Raw genomic sequence first — 17,225 nt, 5'->3', positions numbered from 1 at the left:
CTCGGCCATCGTCTCGACGTGGTCGACCGGCCAGGGACGCGAGGCGTCCGGTGGAACGCGAGTCCGGCGGTCCCTGGGGTGGTGAGCATCCCTCCGGAGGTGTTCGCCGCCCAGCCCGGGAAGTGGGAGGGGAGCGGTTGGGCCGTGCTGGAGTGCACGTTCTGCCGGAAGGGTGATGTCTTCTACCCGGTTCTAGACGAGATCTCCGGTGCGGCCCCCGGCACCTCCAACGGACTCAAGGCGTTCACTCCCGAGCACCTGCGGCTGTTCGCGAACGGCACGGAGCTGCCGCAGGAGGAGCACTTCTTCTACGGCCCGACCTACCGGCTCCCACCGGAGGCGACCGACTACCGGCTCATCGGTGAGTCCGCGACGGCGGAAACCACCTGGACCTTCCGGTCTGCCCGGGGCAGCCAGGATCACGCCCCGCAGGGCTTCGCGTGTCCGGAATGGTGGAGCAGTCCCGACGGTGGTTGTCAGTTCGAGCCGATGCTCTTCCTGCGCTACCGGATGAACACCGACCCGCACAACGCCGTACCGGAGCGCAGCAGGCAGACCCTCGTGGTGAGCGCCTACCGCGCGCTCGGTCAGGCGCCACAGGTCCGCGACATGCAGGCGTTCGTGAGCACCGACAGCGGCACGACCTGGCAGGACGTGCGGCTGCGCGCCCTCGGCGGTGGAGAGTTCGCCGCCGGACTCAGGATCCCGGCATACGACGCGACCGACGGGACACTCGCACTCAAGGTCACCGCAACGGCCGAGGACGGCAGCACGATCCAGCAGACGATCCGAGAGGCGGTCAGCATCCAGCGAGAGAGTGGCTCCATGTCTCGCACAGCCACCGGGTAGCCCGTCCTCGTGTGGCTGCTCTTCGGGACTACGCGCAGGTCGTCCTAGACCTCCACTGTCGAGTCGGTCTGACGCTGCAACGGCAAACCGAGACGGCCACCGGCTCGGACTCAATGTTGTCACCCGAAGACCTTCGGGACACCGCGTGGCATGTTCTCAACGACTCCGGCTACGACCCATCGAACGCCGACATGGGGTTACTCGACCAGATCGTCACCGCCGCGACCCACCGCCTTGTCCTCATCACGCCCCAGCCCGGCGGCGGTGACGGCTACGACGTGAGATCTCTGCAGGAAATGATGGCCGCGCTCGCGCTGACGACCGGGACGGCCGAAGAGGCCGTCCCCACGTTGCGCAAGATTGGTGCTTCGCCCCAGGACAACGCTTCTGCGCTGTCCGGGCGATGGGGACCTTCGGTGCGGGGTCGACGGAGCTTGTCGACCGTTGACGTGTGCGACGTGCCAGGCCCTCGACCCGAGGTCCACCCGAACGCAGACTGGTGATGACGCGAAAAGGAGGAGCACTCATGCCTGAACTTGTCGTCGACTTCATCACGTCACTCGACGGGTATGCCTCCGCCGAGGGCTGGCCCGGCTGGTGGGGCCTGGAGGGTCCGGAGTACCTAGCGTGGCTGGGCGAGAACCCCGAGCGGGACTACCGGCTCCTGATGGGCGCGAACACCTACCGCCTCATGTACGGCTTCACCAAGGAGGGTGAGCCCGGGACGGATGCGCTGGGAGGCGTGTCCAAGGTCGTCTTCTCCAGGACACTGACCGAGCCACTGGAGTGGGAGAACTCGACCCTGGTCGCCGGTGACGCCGTCCAGGCCGTGCGCGAGATGAAGGAGACCGGTGACCGGTCGATGCGCACCATCGGGAGCCTCGCGCTGTGCCGCTCGCTCCTGGAGGCCGGCCTGGTCGACCGGTTCCGGGTGGTGATGTTCCCCGTGATCACGGGAGCGACAGGCAGCGAGCGCATCTACGACGGCTATCCCGACGTCGCCCTCGACATGACGGACAGCCGCACGTTCGACGGCCGGATCCAGCTGGTCGAGTACGTGCCGAGGGTGCTGGACGGCCCGCCGGGTTCGCCCTGAGCGCGATCACGGCATCCCGGTCGGCGGTCACTCGCTGCGCGCCGGCCACGTCACGACCGCCGCTGTCAACGGTGCCCCGATCGACCGGATCACCACGCAGACCCGGCTCCGCGACCTCGGCCTGTGACTGGCCTCGCTGTCCACCGGAAGGTCTCAGATGGCGGCCGGGCGCTGGTGACGGATTCGCCGGGTCGACCGCTGAAGGGCGTCTCCCGCGAGGCTCCCGGGCGTCCGCGAGGAACGCACGGCCCGCAGGTCCCAGTCTGATGGCGTGGCGCCTTCCCCCCGTCATTGGGCGTGTTCGCCCCTGGGTCCAAGGACTCTGGTGAGGCGGCCGCGGTGAGGCCTAGTCTCGTGACGAGAAGGTGAGGTTGTTGCGAACCCGGCCCATTGGCGTTGACGTCGGCAACCCGCGCTCGGAGTTCGGCGACTTCGAGGGCACGCGGTTCCTCCTGCCGTTCCACTGGCCCGACCTCGACGCCTACATGGCGGTCTTCCGGGCCTCGATGCAGGCAGCGCGGCAGATGTTGCCCTCCGACGGCTTGGTGCCGGTCAGATGGCTGGACGGGTCCGCCCTCGTTGTCGTGGAGGCCGCCCGTGCCAACCTCTTCGCGGCTCGGCTCGAGGGCGGAGAGGTCCGACAGGCCGCTCCATTCGGCATGGTGCACGCCGCACTGCTGGTCGCCCGCTCGGATCCGGGGCCTGCTCCGATGGCGTTCTCACGGAGGCGAAGTGCGAGACACCGGCTCGGGGCACTACAGCTGGCGTTCCCCATCACCTCCCCGATCGGCGCAGCCGTGGGCAAGGTCGCCTTCGGAGAGGCCAAGTTCGTGGCGGACATGTCGTTCGTCGAGGGCACTAGCGAGCGTTCCGTGACAGTGACGGAGGACGGCGAACTCGTCCTGCGTCTGGCGGTCATGCCCCGCGGGCCGGTGACGCGGTACTCGGCTGATGTGTGGCTGTACATGGCGCCGGGCGATGAGTTGCTCTCCATGGCCGCGCCCGCAAAGGGGTACCGGCAGTTTCGCCTCGGACGCCGCGCGGCCAGCCTCGACGTGGGTGATCACCCCGCCGCCGCGTCGCTGCGAGCGCTGGCGGTGGACCGGCGTCCGGTGATGTCGATGAACTTCCTTCAGTACGCATTCGACCAGTACGCGGTCGAGCCGGTCGCTCCGTGCCGACCCTTGGCTTACTACTCCAACGCCGCCGAGAGAGCCGCTTACACGGTCGAGTACGAAGGCCTCGGAGTCATCGACGTCCATACCGGCCTCAGCGACGCACTGCTCCGCGATGAGCTGATCCATACCCAACCCTGATCCAGGGCGCTGCTTGTGGCGACGCCGTCGATCCCCCATCGCTCCCGGTCACGAGAGTCCGACCGCGGGGGCATGTCCTTCGCGGATGTCGACGGGGCCCGGCTCTGCTATCGGGAGGCCGGTGCCGGCCCGGTGTTGCTGCTCATTCACGCTTCTGGTCCCGGCTCGCGGGGACGGGGTCAGACCTTCGACGACGTCGCGGGCGCGCGAACGTCACACTCGTCGCGTGTCGTAGGCCCACATGGCGATCTCGACGCGGTTGCGTGCGCCGAGCTTGGTCAGCAGCGAGGCCACGTGGGTCTTGACCGTGCTCAACCCGATGAACAGCTCGGAGGCGATCTCGGCGTTGGTCCGGCCCCGCGCCACCAGCGCCAGCACCTGTTCCTCGCGCTCGGTGAGCGGTTCGATCGGCTGGACCGGCACGGCCGGCGCCTGGTCGGCGAAGGTCGACAGGAGGCGGCGGGTGACGTTGGGAGCGATCAGCGCGTCGCCGTTGGCGGCTGCGTGGATGGCCTGCACGAGGAGGTCGGGCCCGGCGTCCTTGAGCAGGAAGCCGCGGGCGCCGGCGCGCAGGGCGCCGAGGACGTACTCGTCGAGGTCGAAGGTGGTGATCACGACGACCGCCATCGGGTCCGGCACGCCCGGCCCGGCCAGACGGCGGGTCACCTCGACACCGTCGAGCCCGGGCATCCGGATGTCGACGAGGAGGACGTCGGGCCGCAGCCGCGTCGCCAGGTCGAGCGCCGCGAGCCCGTCGCCGGCCTCGCCCACGACCTCGAGGCCGGGCTGCGCGTCGAGGATCATCACCAGCCCGGTCCGGACCAGGTCCTGGTCGTCGGCCACGACCACGCGGATGGTCATGCCGGCGCCTCCACCGGCAGCACGGCCTCGACCAGCCAGCCGCCGCCGGGCCGCGGGCCCGCGGTGAGCGAGCCGCCCAGGAGCTGGGCGCGCTCGGACATGCCCTGCAGGCCGAACCCGGGCTCGCCGACCGCGGCCGGCACGGTCCGTCCGTCGTCGACGACCCGCAGCCGGACGGCGTCGCCCTCCCGGCAGACGTCGATCCCGATCCGGGTCACGCCCGGCGCGTGCCGTACGGCGTTGGTCAGGGCCTCCTGCGCGAGCCGGTAGACCGCGGCGTCCACCGGACGCGGCAGCCGCGAGAGCGGCCCGGTCAGCGTCACGTCGACGGTCGGGGTCGCCTCCGCCCGTGCCAGGGCAGGCAGGTCCGCGACGCCCAGCTGCGGGGCGTACGCGGCCGGCCCGTCCTCCCGCAGGACCCGCACCATGGCCCGCATCTCCGCCAGGGTCAGGGACGCCTCCGACTGGATCGCGGCGAGGACCTCGGCCGCCTTCTCGGGCCGGGTGCCGGCGACCACGCCACCCGCCTGGGCCTGCACGGCGATGGCCGAGACGTGGTGGGCCACGATGTCGTGCAGCTCGCGCGCGATCGCCACCCGCTCCTGGTTGCGGACCTCCAGCTGCGTGCGGCGCCAGACGTCCGCGCGGTAGCGGAACACCGCGCCGAGGGCGACGAACAGCAGCAGGAAGACGCTCCCGCCGAAGACGTCGGCCCAGCCCGCGAAGGAGACGTACAGCCCGAGCGCGACGACGACGGCCACGAACGCCAGGCCCAGGACGACCTCCCGTCCCGAGCCCCACCGCACCAGGGAGTACAGCAGGATGACGACGACCATCATCGAGTACAGGCCGAGCTCGCCGGTGTCCGCGGCCAGCTGGAGGACCGAGAGGAGCCCGGCGGCTCCGAAGCCGACGAGCGCGGCGGCCAGGGGGCGGCTGCGCCGCCAGAGCAGCGCGGGCACCATGGCCACGGCCAGCACGGTGACGAAGAGCCGCCAGGTCACGTCCGGCCGGGCGACGGCCTCGACCAGGGCAGCGACCTCGAACCCGGCGACGAGCAACCAGTCGAGACGCCCGACGGGCGGGGCGTCGACCGGACGGGGCTCGCGCCACAGGGAACGCCGGTCGGTGACCACGGTCCCAGCCTAGGGACCCGCGAGCCCCGGCGTACCCGTCTGAAGAACGAGCCGAGAACCGGCCGAAAGGAGGACCCACACCGGCCTCGACGCCGATCCGCCCGACCGGCTTCTCGCGCGACGGTGGAGACCGCCGGGCAGGGAGCCCGCAGCAGTCCGAGCCGAGGAGCCTGCCATGTCACACATCCTGTACCGCTGGGGTCGCTGGGCGGCCGAGCACGCGTGGACGACCGTCGGGATCTGGGTGGTCGTCGCCGTCGCCGTGGCGGGCCTGGCGAGCACGGCCGGGCACGCCCTCGACACCAGCATGGAGGCGCCCGGCACCGACTCCGCTGCCGCCGCCGACCTGCTGTCGCGCGCCGACACCGGGACCGGCGGGCTCACGGCGTACGTCGTCGCGACCCCGCGCAGCGAGGACGAGACGTTCCTCGGCTCCCCCCAGGCCCGGCGCGACCTCGCCGCCGTGGAGCAGCAGCTCCGCGGCCTGAAGGACCAGCTCGGCGCCACCGACCCGGCCGGCGCACTGGCCCGCGACCCCCAGGCCGCGATGGCCGCCCAGATGGTCTCGGCCGACGGCCGGGTCGCCATCATCCGGCTGCAGTACCCCGTGATCGCGGAGACCGACAAGTCCGCGCTCGCCGCGCTCACCTCGGCGCTCGACCGGGCGCAGGCCGGATCCGACCTGCGTCTCGAGGCGGGCGGCGACCTCTACTACACCTTCGCCGAGCCGCCGATGAGCCTCTACGAGGCCGGCGGCATCCTCACCGCCCTCGTCATCCTGCTCCTCGCGTTCGGCTCGCTGGTCGCGGCCGGGCTGCCCGTCGTCATCGGACTCTTCGGCCTGCTCGTCGGGACGAGCGCGCTCTCGCTGGTGGCCTACGTGGTCGACATCCCCGAGTGGGCGCCGGTGATGGCGTCCATGGTCGGGCTGGGCGCCGGCATCGACTACGCCCTGTTCCTGGTGACCCGGCACCGGGAGTTCCTCGCCCGCGGGCTGTCCGTCCCCGAGTCGGTCGGCCGCTCGCTGGCGACCTCGGGCCAGGCGATCCTGTTCGCCGGTGGCACCGTCGTCGTCGCCATCCTCGGCCTGACCTTCGCCGGGCTCCCGTTCGTGGCCGCCGGTGGCGTGGGCATGTCGTTGGTCGTGCTCGTGATGGTGCTCGCCGCGCTGACCCTGCTGCCCGCACTGCTGGGCCTGGCCGGCCAGCGGATCACGCGGAAGCGGGCGCGTCGTACGTCGGGCGCCACGCAGCGCTGGACCCGGTGGGGCGCCCACGTGACCCGGCACCCGGTGGTCTACCTCGTCACCGGCACCGCTCTGCTGCTCGCGCTGGCCGCGCCCGTGACGGCGCTGCGGCTCGGCATGCCCGACGAGGGCAACTACCCCCAGGAGCGCACCGAGCGGCGCGCCTACGACCTGGTCGCGGACGGGTTCGGGCCCGGCGCCATCAGCCCCCTCGTGATCGCCGTCGACACTGCGGGCGACACCGGCGCGGCCGAGCGGGTCGCCGCCGCCGTGGCGCAGGACCCGGGCATCGCCACGGCCTCCGTGCTCAGCAGCGAGGAAGACCTGGGCATCGTCACCGCGCAGGCCACCTCCACCCCGCAGGACGAGCAGACGCAGACGACGCTGCAGCGGCTGCGCTCCGACGTGCTGCCCGCCGCCCTGGACGGCAGCCCGGCCACGGCGCACGTGGGCGGCTACACCGCGACGATGACCGACATGAGCACCCGGGTGCAGGACCGGCTCCCGGTCTTCCTGGTCGCCGTCGTGCTGCTGTCCTTCCTGCTGCTGGTCGTCGTGTTCCGCTCGGTCGCGGTGCCGGCCAAGGCCGCCGTGCTCAACCTGCTCAGCGTGGGTGCGGCGTACGGCGTCCTGGTGATGGTCTTCCAGTGGGGCTGGGCGAAGGACCTGATCGGCCTGCACGCGACGGTGCCGATCATCTCCTTCATCCCGCTGTTCATGTTCGCCATCCTGTTCGGCCTGTCGATGGACTACGAGGTCTTCCTGCTCTCGCGGATCCGCGAGGAGTACCTGCGCACCGGTGACAGCGACCACGCCATCGTCCACGGCATCGGCGTCACGGCCCGCACCATCTCGGCGGGCGCCGCGATCATGGTCGCCGTCTTCGCCGGGTTCGTCGCCGGCAACGACCCGGTCGTCAAGATGCTCGGCCTGGGCCTGGCGACCGCCGTGGTCGTCGACGCGACCATCGTGCGCCTGGTCCTCGTCCCGGCCGCGATGAAGCTGCTCGGCCACCTCAACTGGTGGCTCCCCGCCTGGCTCGACCGGCTGCTGCCGCGGATGGACGGCCACCGGGAGTACGGCGTGGACCACCCCGCCCAGCTCCCGCAGCCGGCCCTCGGGCCGCTGCTCGAGCCGGTCCGGAACGGCTGAGACCGGCGACGGGGGATGAGTGCCTACGGACCCTGGTCAGAGGCCGAGCATCATGGTGGCGACCTGGTCTGCTGCGGAGTCCGGCAGCACGGTGCCCATGGTGTCGATCACGAGGAGCCGTGCGTTCGGGACCTCGCTCGCGAGCACCTCGGCGTTGCCGACCGGGAAGAACGGATCTCGCCGGCCGTGGACGACCAGCGTCGGCAGTGAGAGGTCGCCGAGGCGCTCGCGCCACCGCGGTGCACAGTCCAGCCGGGCGAACATCGTGGCGAGCTGGTTCGCCTCGTGCACCGAGGCCTCGCTCGAGTGCGTGCGATCCCAGATCCGCGCCGCCGTCGCCCCTGCCTGCTCGGGGTCGTTGCCCAGCAGCTCGGCACCGTCGGCAGCGAACCGGACGACCTCCGCGCGGTCCGTCCAGTCCGGTCTCGGACGGGAGAACAGTGGCTTCATGACCGCCGGGTCGTGACCCGGGAGGTCGTCGTCGACCGGGCCGGGTGCGACCGGCCGAGTCGCGACCAGCGTCAGCGCAGCGAACGCGTCGGGGTGGTCGAGCGCGGCCACCTGGGCGACCATCCCGCCGACGCCGACTCCCGCGAGGTGAGCCCGGGCCGCACCGAGAGCCTCGACCAGTCCCGCGGCGTCCGCAGCGAGATCGCGCAGGTCGTACGCCGGGACTCGAGGGTCGACCGTCGTCGAGGCGCCGCTGTCACGCAGGTCGTAGCGAACCACGCGCCGGCGTCCCGCCCCGAGGCGCTCGCACAGGGAGTCCGGCCAGGACAGCATCGTGGGCCCTCCGACCAGCAGCACCAGGGGATCGTCCTCGCGCCCGAAGGTCTCGATGCCGAGCTCGACGCCGTTCGTGCGAATCGTCGCGCGGCGTGCCGCGGGGTGGTGGTCCATCGACGTCCTCTCCCTCACGTTCCGTCCCCCGGGCAGACCGCCCTGCCGGTCGGGACTCATCGGCGAGCGATCCGCCGATCCCGGGAGCGGAAGCCGCGCGCCGCCCCCGCTTCAGCGTGTCTTCAGCAGAAGTTGGGCACGGTTGAGGGATCTGAGAGGAGGATCCCCATGAAGGCCAGCAAGCTCTCCGTCCTCGCTGCCGCGGTGCTCACCGTCGGTGGCATCTCCGGGGTGTCCGCGTCGGCGCACGGCCCGGCGCCGAGCGCGACGGACGCGACCGTGGACCCCGGCCAGTTCGACAACCCGCGACAGAACCCGTACTTCCCCCTCCGGCCGGGCACCGTGTCGCGCTACCGCGGCACGGACGAGGGCGAGCGGTACGTCGAGCGGGTCGTCGTGACGCATCGCACCAAGGTGATCCAGGGCGTCACGACCACCGTGGTCAGCGACGTCCTCCGCCGGGCCGACGGCAGCCTGGCGGAGAAGACCCAGGACTGGTACGCCCCCGACAACGACGGGAACGTCTGGTACTTCGGGGAGGCGACCGCGACGTACGACGAGCACGGGCGTCTCGAGAGCAGGGAGGGGTCCTGGCAGGCCGGAGCCCGCGGTGCGGTCGCCGGCCTGATCATGCCGGCGGACCCGCGGCCCACCGACGCCTACCGGCAGGAGCTCTATCGGGGCCACGCCGAGGACCAGGCCTGGATCGTGCAGCGCAACGCCTCCACCACGGTGCCCTACGGCACGCTCCACCACCTGGTGCGCAGCTTCGAGTGGACCCGGCTGGAGAGGAACGTGCTCTCGCTCAAGCTCTACGCGCCCGGCCTCGGCATCGTCCGCGAGAAGGACATGTCGGGCGGCAACGAGTCCTTCGTGCTCGTCTCGGTCCACCACCGCTGACGAGTCCGAGGATCGACCTCGCCCCAGACCTGGCGTCGCGGTCTCGGCAGCCGCAGGCCGGGCGGTCGGTGGGCTCAGGACGCGTCGGGGAACACGGCCGGGACGGCGTGCTCGCTCACGATGCGGTCCGCGATCGAGGCGAACGTCGTGCACACGTCCGGGGGCATGCACGCGACCATCTCGTTCAACCGGTCGGTGGCCTGGGCCCGGAACGTCTCGGCCAGCCGGCGGCCGGAGGCGGTGAGCTCGACCGTGACGGCGCGGCCGTCCTCGGGGGAGGCGACCCGGCGTACCCAGCCCTTGCGCTCGACGCGGTCCACGAGCCCGGTCAGGCTGGACTTCTCCAGGCGCATGGTCGGGACGAGGTCGGACATCCGGCGGGGCGCGTCGGTCACCACGCACAGCAGCTGCGCCTGCGGCGGGGTCAGGCCGTGCTCGCGGCACACCTCGGCGTAGACCGACTGCACGAGGAACGTGAGCCGCACCAGGCCGGCGGCAACTCCCAGCTCCTCGGGCACGTGACGCTCCAACTTGGTATTCGTTCGCGATGCGAACTAGTATGGTTCGCACTACGAACAATACTGGGGAGAGGGTCATGGCGGCAACGTCGGCGGCGATGCCGGGGCGGGTCGGATGAGGCCCGACCCGAGGTGCCCGCTGCGGCCCGGCGAGTTCTGCACGCTGTGCGAGCCCGGCGCCACCGGCCCCGAGAACTGCCCGGCGGTCTACCTCGTGATGAGGGACCCGGAGCTCGTCGAGCGGCTCGCCGAGCTCCGTCGAGAGGCGGCCCGCGCCCTCGATGACGAGAAGGTCGGATAGGCCTGCTCGAGGACCGCCCTCCCGCGCGGGCGCGCGGTTGATGAAGGTTCGTTGAAGTTCCGGCCGAGGACCCCCGAATCGGCAGGTCGGGCCGCGTGCTGCCGTCACGATGAGGGCGACCGACGACACCCCACGACCCGCCCGCCCAGGAGATGCACGCATGACGTCCACCGGCCCCGCCCGACGTACTCGACTGGCCGCCACGGCTGCCGCGCTCACGCTGCTCGCCGCGCTCGCCGGCTGCTCCTCGAGCGACGGCTCCGGCGACGGGGAGACTGCCGCCCGGGACGAGGCGGCCTCGCACGCCGACGACTCAGGGGTGCCGGCGGTGCCGGCCGAGGCCGGGCACGTGCACGGCATGGCCCTCAACCCGGCCGACGGGCTGCTCTACCTGGGCACCCACGCCGGCACGATGGTCGTCGACGGTGGCGAGGTCACCCGGGTCGGTGACAGCACGGTCGACCTCATGGGGTTCACCGCAGCCGGGCCGGACCACTTCTACGCCAGCGGCCACCCCGGCGCGGACGACGACCTGCCAAACCCCGTGGGGCTCATCGAGAGCACCGACGGCGGGCAGACCTGGCGCAGCCTCTCGCTGGCCGGGGAGGCCGACTTCCACACGCTCGGGGCGGCCGACACCCACGTCTACGGGTTCAACGGCCGGCTGGTCTCCAGCAGCGGCGGCACGGACTGGGCGGCGGCCGCCGCGGACGTGGCGCCGGTGTCCCTGGCGGTCGACCCCGCCGAGACCAGCAGGGTCGTCGCCACCACGGAGCAGGGCCCGATGCTCTCGGAGGACGCGGGCGCGACGTTCACGGACCTCGAGGACGCGCCGCTGCTGGTGTTCGTGGCCTGGCCGGACGCCGACCGCCTGTGGGGTATCGGTGTCGACGGCGCGGTCTACCGCAGCGGGGACGCCGGCGCGACCTGGGAGCAGCTGGGCACGGTCGGCGCCGCACCCGCGGCGTTCACCGCCGCCGAGGACGGCACGATCGCGGTCGCCACCGAGAGCCAGATCGTCACCTCCGCCGACGGCGGCGAGACGTTCGCGCCGGTGGCCTCCTACTCCGCTGCCGGGCACTGACCCGGCGTCAGGAGCCAGGCGCGCCGGGCCGGTCGCTCTGCTCGCTCAGCCGGCCGTCGACCATCGAGTGGGCGGTGGTGAGCCGGGGGAGGAAGCGGGGCTCGTGGGTGACGAGGATCGTGGCGGTGCCGTGCTCCGCGGTGAGCCGGAGGAGCAGGTCGATGATCTGGGCGCCGCGCTCCTGGTCGAGGGCGCTGGTCGGCTCGTCGACGACGAGGACGGCCGGACGGCTCATCAGCGCCCGGGCGACGTTGACGCGCTGTCGCTGACCGCCGGAGAGCTGGGCGGGGCGCTTGTCCGCATCCGCCGCGAGGCCGACCTCGTCGAGCAGCTGGAGCGCGCGCCGACGCGCCGCGGCGCGCGCCGAGCGTCGCCGCCGGTCGGTGGTGAGCTCGTTCGTGACGGTGAGCTGCTCGACGGCCGTCAGCGAGGACAGCAGGTTGGACTGCTGGAACACGAGCCCGACCCTGGTACGTCGCAGCTCGGCCCGGCCGGCCAGGTCGAGGTCGGTCGCCACGACCCCGTCGATGGTGACGGTGCCGCTGTCGGGGGCGATCAGCGTCGAGGCGACGGCCAGCAGGCTGGACTTGCCCGATCCGGAGGGGCCGATGATGCCGACTGTCTCTCCCGCGCCGACGTGCAGCGACGCGTGGTCGACCGCGGTGATCCGGGAGGTCCCGTCCGGGAAGGTCAGCGTGACGTCCTGCAGGTCGATCATCGGTTGCTCCCGAGTGCGGTGAGGGGGTCGACGTGGGTGATGGAGCGGGTGGCGACCCCGGCGCCGGCGAGCCCGAGCACGGTCATCACCAGCCCGGGCAGGAGCGTGGTGACGGAGCTGAGCACGAACGGGAGCGCGGTCCCGGCGAGCGCGCCGAGCCCGGCGGTGACGGCGATGCCGGCGCCCACCCCGAGGACCAACAGGGCCGCGGCCTGACCGAGCGCGTCGAAGGTCAGCATCCGGTCGGTGGCGCCCAGCGCCTTGAGCACGGCCACGTCGGGTCGTCGCTGGATGCTCCAGACCGCGAAGAACGCGCCGACCACGAGGGCGGAGATCCCGAACAGCATCAACACCATGAGCAGCAGCGAGCCCACCTCCGACGTGAACGACCCGAGCGCGGTCAGCGACGTGAGCAGGCCCTGCGACGACGTACCGGCCGCGGCGTCCGCGGCTGCGTAGTCGGCGTCCCGAGCGCTGACGGCCAGCACGCTCGCGAACGGCGCCGGCTCGCCGGGGCGCGCGGCGAGGTGCTGCCAGTCGCCCAGGCTGACGTGTGCGACCGCCAGGTGGGAATACCACGAGTCGCCCCGGGTCGCGTCGACGACGAGGTCGCGGTCGCCCAGGTGCACCCGGTCGCCGGGCTGGACGTCGAGCGCGGCAGCGGTGCGGGCGGTGAGCGCGACGTGGCCCGAACGCGTCGCGGCGTCCCCTGCTGCGGGGCCCCCGCCGAACAGCGCGACCGTCTGCTGCCGGCCACCGGCGGTGATCCTGGTGGTGCTGATCCCCAGGGGCTCGACAGCGGTGACGCCGTCCCGGCGCGCCCAGGTGCTCGCCTGGTCCTCGGTGACCGCGGAGTCGGCGTACGTGCTCGGCTCGCCGTCGGTGACCGAGAAGACGATGCGGTCGGCGTCCAGCGAGGTGAGGGCGGAGATGTTCTGCTCGACCAGGCCGCCGGTCAGGCCGCCGAGGAAGGTGACCAGGACCGTGATGAGCGTGACGACCGCGGTGATCAGGGCGAAGCGGCCCTTGGCCGCCTTCAGGTCGCGCCAGGCGACGAACATCGGCTGTTCCTTCTCGAGGGGTGCGGGCGCCTCGGACGGCCCTCCGCGTGGTCTCCACGGTGCCGCGACACCGGCCGCCGGCCATCGTGGGCGCGGACGGTTCCGGAAGGTCGAAGGGACCGCGCCAGGTTCCAACTTTCGGATGACAACCCCGGCCGTACGCCGCCGTAGGGTGAGCGGGTGAGGCGGCCATGAGGGGCGAGGACGGCGGCGGGCTGGAGCCGATCTCGGCCTGGCTCTCGGCCTCGCTGCACCTGCTGGTCGCGGCGCTCACCGCCGTGGTCATCGTGAGCGCCGGCGGCGACGACCCGGGCGGGCGGACGGCCGTGGCCGGTCTGGCGGTGCTCTTCCTCGTCACGTACGTCGCCGGCATCCTGCCGACCTGGGCGATCCCGGGACCCGGTCGTCGGGGCTGGTGGTGGATCGGCGTGCTGAGCCTCGAATGGCTGGTGCTGCTCCGGGCGAGCGGCGAGGCGACGTACCTGGCCTTCGCGCTGTTCTTCCTCTACATGCGCCTGCTCGGCGCGGTCCGGGGCGCCATCGTGGTCGCCGCGACCACCGGGGTCGCGGTCGTCGCGTTCGGCCTGCACCGCGGCTTCGACCTCGCCGGCCTCATCGGCCCGACCCTGGGCGCCGGGGTCGCCGTCGCCATCAGCGTGGGCTACCAGGCCCTGACCCGGGAGGTGCAGACGCGTCAGCGGCTCGTCGAGGACCTCACCCGCACGCGGCGCCAGCTGGCCCTCGCGGAGCGCGCCGCCGGGGTCGTGGAGGAGCGTGAACGGCTGGCCCGCGAGATCCACGACACCGTCTCGCAGTCGCTGTCGAGCATCATCATGCTGCTGCACGCCGCCCAACGCAGCGAGCCCGGCTCGGCGAGCGGTCCCGAGCGGCTGGAGCAGGCCCGGGCCGCGGCCGAGGACGCCTTGGCCGAGACCCGCGAGTTCATCCACGCGCTGGCGCCCCCGTCGCTGCGCACGGGCGGCATCGTGGCGGCGCTGGACCGGCTGGCCCGCCAGACCGAGGAGACCACGGGCCTGCGCGTGCAGCTCGCCGTGCCCCAGGACACCGGAGTCCTGCCCACCCCGGTGGAGGCCGGGCTGCTGCGGGTCGCGCAGAGCGCGGTGGCCAACGTGGCCCAGCACGCCCACGCGAACCGCGTCGACCTGACCCTGACCCGCCTGGACGACGAGATCATCCTCGACGTGGTCGACGACGGCGCCGGGTTCGACACCAGCGAGCTCGCCACCGGGCGCCCCGACCGGACGCCGTTCGGGCTCGTCGCGATGCGGGACCGGGTCGCGAGCCTGGGCGGCACGCTCGTGGTCGAGAGCCACCACGGGCAGGGGACCAGCGTGGTGGCGAGCTTCGCCGTGACCCCATGAGCGTGCGCGTGCTGATCGTCGACGACCACCCGATGATGCGGACCGGCCTGACCGCCCTGTTCGAGACCGACCCGACGATCGAGGTCGTCGGCGCGGTCGGTACGACGCAGCGCGCTCTGGTCGAGGTGGCCCGGGCGGCCCCCGACGTCGTGCTGATGGACCTCCAGTTCAACCGGGTGTTCGAGGGAGCTCAGGCGACCCGGGACATCCGGGCGCTGCCGGATCCGCCGGCGGTGCTCGTGCTGACCAACTTCGACACCGACGCCGACATCGTGACCGCCATCGAGGCGGGCGCCGCGGGCTACCTCCTCAAGGACGCCACCCCGGACGACATCAGCGCGGCCGTGCACGCCGCCGCCGCCGGGCAGACCGCGCTGGCGCCGGCGGTCGCCACCCGGCTCGTCGCCCGGATGCGCCAGTCCCACTCCTCGCTGAGCGCCCGGGAGCTCGAGGTGCTCGACCTGGTGGCGGCGGGGCACAGCAACACCGGCATCGCGCGCCGGCTGCACCTGAGCGAGACGACGGTGAAGTCCCACCTCGCGCACATCTACCCCAAGCTCGGCGTGAACTCGCGCACCGCCGCCGTCGCCGCGGCACGGGAGGCCGGGATCATCGGGCGGGAGTGACGCCGCCGCTCGGTGCGGCCCGGCGGGCTGCGCGGGTCTGGGTGGCGCGGTAGTGCGACGGGGAGACGCCGTACGTCGCGGCGAACGCGAGCCGGAGCGTCTCGGCCGAGCCGAAGCCGCACCGGGTGGCCACGGACGCGATCGGGAGCGCGGTGCCGGTCAGCAGGTGAGCCGCCGCCTCGGTGCGGATGCGGCGCACGAACCGGCCGGGGGTGAGGCCGAGCTCCTGGACGAACAGCCGGTCCAGGTGCCGCTCGCTGACGCCGGCGCGGGCGGCCAGGGTGGCGGTGGACAGGTCGTCGGGCAGGTGGGCGGAGGCGTAGGCGACCGTGTCGTGCACCACGGAGTGCTCGACCGGGCGGGGCGCGTTGAACATGCTCATCTGGGCCTGGTTGCCGGGGCGCTGGAGGTAGGTCACCAGCTGGCGGGACACGTCGCGGGCGACCGTCGGGCCGATGTCGGCCTCGATGAACGCCAGCACGAGGTCGAGGGCCGCGGTCACCCCGGCCGAGGTGCAGACGTCGCCCTCGGCGATGAAGATCGGGCCGCTGTCGAACCGCACCCGGGGGAAGCGCCGCTGCAGGAACGACGCGTGGTCCCAGTGCGTGGCGGCCCGGCGGTCGTCGAGCAGCCCGGTGGCGGCGAGGACCCCGGCGCCGGTGCACACCGACGCCACCCGCCGGGTCTCACGCGACAGCCGGCGCACGTGCGCGACCAGGTGGTCGTCCTCCATCGCGTCCACGTAGCCGATGCCGCCCGAGACGACCAGCGTGTCGAACGGCCCGCGCACCCGCTCCAGGCTGACCTCGGCGTTGAGCACCAGCCCGGTGCTGGTGCGCACCGGCGCGCCGCCGGGGGAGGCGAGCAGCGTCTCGTAGGCCGCGCGGCCGTGCAGCCAGTTGGCGAGCTGGAACGCCGACACCACGCAGGCGATGTCCAGGAGCTCCGCCGCCGGGTAGGCGACGACCAGCACCCGGCGGGACTGGGGGTCGGTGGTGACGGTCGGCACCCGGTCACGGTACGGCGGCCCCCGCCTGCAGCTCCAGGGGTCTGGCGGACAGGGATCCCACGATTCCGGACACCCTCGCTCCTCGGTCTGGCGCGGCCGCCGCCGGGCGGCGAACCCTCGTGCCATGACCTCGACAGCCGATCCCTTCCTGCCAGCTCCTCCGTCCCTCGTGGGCCGCCGCGGTGCCCGCCGGGTCGACTGGCCGCTCGTCCGCCACGGCGCGGAGATGCTCCTCGCCATGGCCCTCGGGATGGCCGTGCTCGGCACCGTGCGGGCCATGGCCGGCCTCGCCCCCGGGTTCGCCGAGCACCCCGGCGGCTCCTACGCCCTGATGGCGACCGACATGGCGGTGCCCATGGCCGCCTGGATGCGGATCCGGGGGCACGCCTGGACGCCGACGCTCGAGATGTCCGCGGCGATGTACGTGCCGGTGGTCCTGGTGCCGTTGGTGTGGGCCGGCGCCCTGTCCACGATGGCGTTCATGGTGCTCGCCCACACCCTGATGGTGGTCGCCATGGTCGCGGTGCTGTGCCGGACGATCGACGGGCGCACCCAGGAGCTCACCTGCCGGCCGACCCCCCACTGAGGCGGGCGCGATGGCAGCGTTCGGGCACTCGCCCCTCACCCGTGCGGCCAACCGGATGCTCACCCGGATGGTGAGCCGGGGACGGGGCCCCGGCTTCATCAGGCTGCTCACCGTCCGGGGACGCCGTACCGGGCGCGACCACACCACCCCCGTCGTGCCGCTGGTGACCGCCCGGGGCCGCTGGCTCGTCTCGCCGTACGGCGAGGTCGGGTGGGTCCGCAACGCGCGCGCGGCCGGCGAGGTCACGCTGAGCCGCGGCCGCACCGCGGAGGTGCTGCGCGCGGTCGAGGTCGACCCGGCCGACGCGGTGCCGGTCCTGCGGGCCTACCGAGCGAAGAGGCCGGTCGGCTGGATCGTGCGCTCCCACGTCGGGTTCGGGCCGCGCGCCTCCGACGCCGAGATCGCCGCGCAGGCGGCGCGGTACCCGGTGTTCGAGCTGCTGGCCGTCACCGACGCCGACGAAGCGGAGAAATGACCTCCAGTT

At 72.8% G+C, this 17,225-nt stretch carries 19 protein-coding genes; 12 read left to right on the top strand and 7 right to left on the bottom strand.

Annotated features, from left to right (window positions below; translation table 11 throughout):
- Positions 1-81 precede the first annotated feature (81 nt).
- From QQZ14_RS21245 to QQZ14_RS21230, 4 genes are all read left to right on the top strand, one after another.
- Complete coding sequence (locus QQZ14_RS21245) at positions 82-849, top strand: hypothetical protein (protein WP_284536426.1); 768 nt, start codon at positions 82-84, stop codon at positions 847-849.
- A 113-nt stretch (positions 850-962) separates the two neighbouring features.
- The gene (locus QQZ14_RS21240; protein ID WP_284536425.1) at positions 963-1,352 is read left to right on the top strand and encodes a hypothetical protein; all 390 of its coding nucleotides are present in this window, start codon (positions 963-965) and stop codon (positions 1,350-1,352) included.
- Between the two features lie 23 nt (positions 1,353-1,375).
- Positions 1,376-1,945: a dihydrofolate reductase family protein gene (locus tag QQZ14_RS21235; RefSeq protein ID WP_284536424.1), complete on the top strand. Its 570-nt coding sequence runs from the start codon at positions 1,376-1,378 to the stop codon at positions 1,943-1,945.
- 371 nt (positions 1,946-2,316) lie between these two features.
- Positions 2,317-3,261 (top strand): hypothetical protein, encoded by a 945-nt coding sequence (locus QQZ14_RS21230; protein ID WP_284536423.1) that lies wholly within the window; start codon positions 2,317-2,319, stop codon positions 3,259-3,261.
- A 213-nt stretch (positions 3,262-3,474) separates the two neighbouring features.
- On the opposite strand, the gene QQZ14_RS21225 is transcribed toward QQZ14_RS21230, so the two are convergent.
- Together QQZ14_RS21225 and QQZ14_RS21220 are read right to left on the bottom strand one after the other, a co-directional pair.
- A complete protein-coding gene (locus QQZ14_RS21225; RefSeq protein ID WP_284536422.1) occupies positions 3,475-4,122 on the bottom strand; it encodes a response regulator in 648 nt (215 codons plus the stop codon).
- Positions 4,119-5,258 carry a sensor histidine kinase gene (locus QQZ14_RS21220; RefSeq protein ID WP_284536421.1) on the bottom strand — a complete coding sequence of 380 codons (1,140 nt, stop codon included), beginning with the start codon at positions 5,256-5,258 and terminating at the stop codon, positions 4,119-4,121. Before QQZ14_RS21220 ends, QQZ14_RS21225 begins: the two co-directional genes overlap by 4 nt.
- Positions 5,259-5,433: 175 nt before the next feature.
- On the opposite strand from QQZ14_RS21220, the gene QQZ14_RS21215 reads away from it, so the two are divergent.
- Positions 5,434-7,656, top strand: a complete 2,223-nt coding sequence (locus tag QQZ14_RS21215) for an MMPL family transporter (RefSeq protein ID WP_284536420.1) — start codon at positions 5,434-5,436, stop codon at positions 7,654-7,656.
- Between the two features lie 36 nt (positions 7,657-7,692).
- Here QQZ14_RS21215 and QQZ14_RS21210 read toward each other — a convergent pair whose 3' ends face one another.
- Complete coding sequence (locus tag QQZ14_RS21210; RefSeq protein WP_284536419.1) at positions 7,693-8,556, bottom strand: alpha/beta fold hydrolase; 864 nt, start codon at positions 8,554-8,556, stop codon at positions 7,693-7,695.
- 168 nt (positions 8,557-8,724) lie between these two features.
- Here QQZ14_RS21210 and QQZ14_RS21205 point away from each other — a divergent pair, with 168 nt between their 5' ends.
- Positions 8,725-9,456: a hypothetical protein gene (locus QQZ14_RS21205; protein ID WP_284536418.1), complete on the top strand. Its 732-nt coding sequence runs from the start codon at positions 8,725-8,727 to the stop codon at positions 9,454-9,456.
- Between the two features lie 74 nt (positions 9,457-9,530).
- Here QQZ14_RS21205 and QQZ14_RS21200 read toward each other — a convergent pair whose 3' ends face one another.
- Positions 9,531-9,974 carry a MarR family winged helix-turn-helix transcriptional regulator gene (locus QQZ14_RS21200; protein ID WP_284536417.1) on the bottom strand — a complete coding sequence of 148 codons (444 nt, stop codon included), beginning with the start codon at positions 9,972-9,974 and terminating at the stop codon, positions 9,531-9,533.
- Between the two features lie 115 nt (positions 9,975-10,089).
- Here QQZ14_RS21200 and QQZ14_RS21195 point away from each other — a divergent pair, with 115 nt between their 5' ends.
- Together QQZ14_RS21195 and QQZ14_RS21190 are read left to right on the top strand one after the other, a co-directional pair.
- On the top strand, positions 10,090-10,275 hold the full coding sequence (locus QQZ14_RS21195; RefSeq protein ID WP_284536416.1) for a DUF6767 domain-containing protein: 186 nt from the start codon (positions 10,090-10,092) through the stop codon (positions 10,273-10,275).
- 160 nt (positions 10,276-10,435) lie between these two features.
- Positions 10,436-11,359: a F510_1955 family glycosylhydrolase gene (locus QQZ14_RS21190; RefSeq protein ID WP_284536415.1), complete on the top strand. Its 924-nt coding sequence runs from the start codon at positions 10,436-10,438 to the stop codon at positions 11,357-11,359.
- Positions 11,360-11,366: 7 nt separating this feature from the next.
- On the opposite strand, the gene QQZ14_RS21185 is transcribed toward QQZ14_RS21190, so the two are convergent.
- Positions 11,367-12,077, bottom strand: coding sequence for an ABC transporter ATP-binding protein (locus QQZ14_RS21185; protein ID WP_284536414.1), 711 nt, complete (start codon positions 12,075-12,077; stop codon positions 11,367-11,369).
- Positions 12,074-13,138 (bottom strand): ABC transporter permease, encoded by a 1,065-nt coding sequence (locus QQZ14_RS21180; RefSeq protein WP_284536413.1) that lies wholly within the window; start codon positions 13,136-13,138, stop codon positions 12,074-12,076. The genes QQZ14_RS21185 and QQZ14_RS21180 overlap by 4 nt, the downstream gene beginning before the upstream one ends.
- Before the next feature lie 191 nt (positions 13,139-13,329).
- On the opposite strand from QQZ14_RS21180, the gene QQZ14_RS21175 reads away from it, so the two are divergent.
- Together QQZ14_RS21175 and QQZ14_RS21170 are read left to right on the top strand one after the other, a co-directional pair.
- On the top strand, positions 13,330-14,520 hold the full coding sequence (locus QQZ14_RS21175) for a sensor histidine kinase (RefSeq protein ID WP_284536412.1): 1,191 nt from the start codon (positions 13,330-13,332) through the stop codon (positions 14,518-14,520).
- Positions 14,517-15,146, top strand: a complete 630-nt coding sequence (locus QQZ14_RS21170; RefSeq protein ID WP_284536411.1) for a response regulator — start codon at positions 14,517-14,519, stop codon at positions 15,144-15,146. The genes QQZ14_RS21175 and QQZ14_RS21170 overlap by 4 nt, the downstream gene beginning before the upstream one ends.
- On the opposite strand, the gene QQZ14_RS21165 is transcribed toward QQZ14_RS21170, so the two are convergent.
- Positions 15,130-16,155: a GlxA family transcriptional regulator gene (locus QQZ14_RS21165; RefSeq protein ID WP_284536410.1), complete on the bottom strand. Its 1,026-nt coding sequence runs from the start codon at positions 16,153-16,155 to the stop codon at positions 15,130-15,132. The genes QQZ14_RS21170 and QQZ14_RS21165 overlap by 17 nt on opposite strands.
- 124 nt (positions 16,156-16,279) lie before the next feature.
- Here QQZ14_RS21165 and QQZ14_RS21160 point away from each other — a divergent pair, with 124 nt between their 5' ends.
- Both QQZ14_RS21160 and QQZ14_RS21155 read left to right on the top strand, forming a co-directional pair.
- Positions 16,280-16,741 carry a hypothetical protein gene (locus QQZ14_RS21160; protein ID WP_284536409.1) on the top strand — a complete coding sequence of 154 codons (462 nt, stop codon included), beginning with the start codon at positions 16,280-16,282 and terminating at the stop codon, positions 16,739-16,741.
- 10 nt (positions 16,742-16,751) lie between these two features.
- Positions 16,752-17,216, top strand: a complete 465-nt coding sequence (locus QQZ14_RS21155; RefSeq protein WP_284536408.1) for a nitroreductase/quinone reductase family protein — start codon at positions 16,752-16,754, stop codon at positions 17,214-17,216.
- Positions 17,217-17,225: the final 9 nt, after the last annotated feature.

It is taken from the genome of Nocardioides sp. T2.26MG-1 (assembly GCF_950101795.1).
Classification (GTDB): Bacteria; Actinomycetota; Actinomycetes; order Propionibacteriales; family Nocardioidaceae; genus Nocardioides.
Note: the sequence above shows the minus strand (reverse complement) of the source record. Positions and strands in the feature narration are given on the sequence as shown.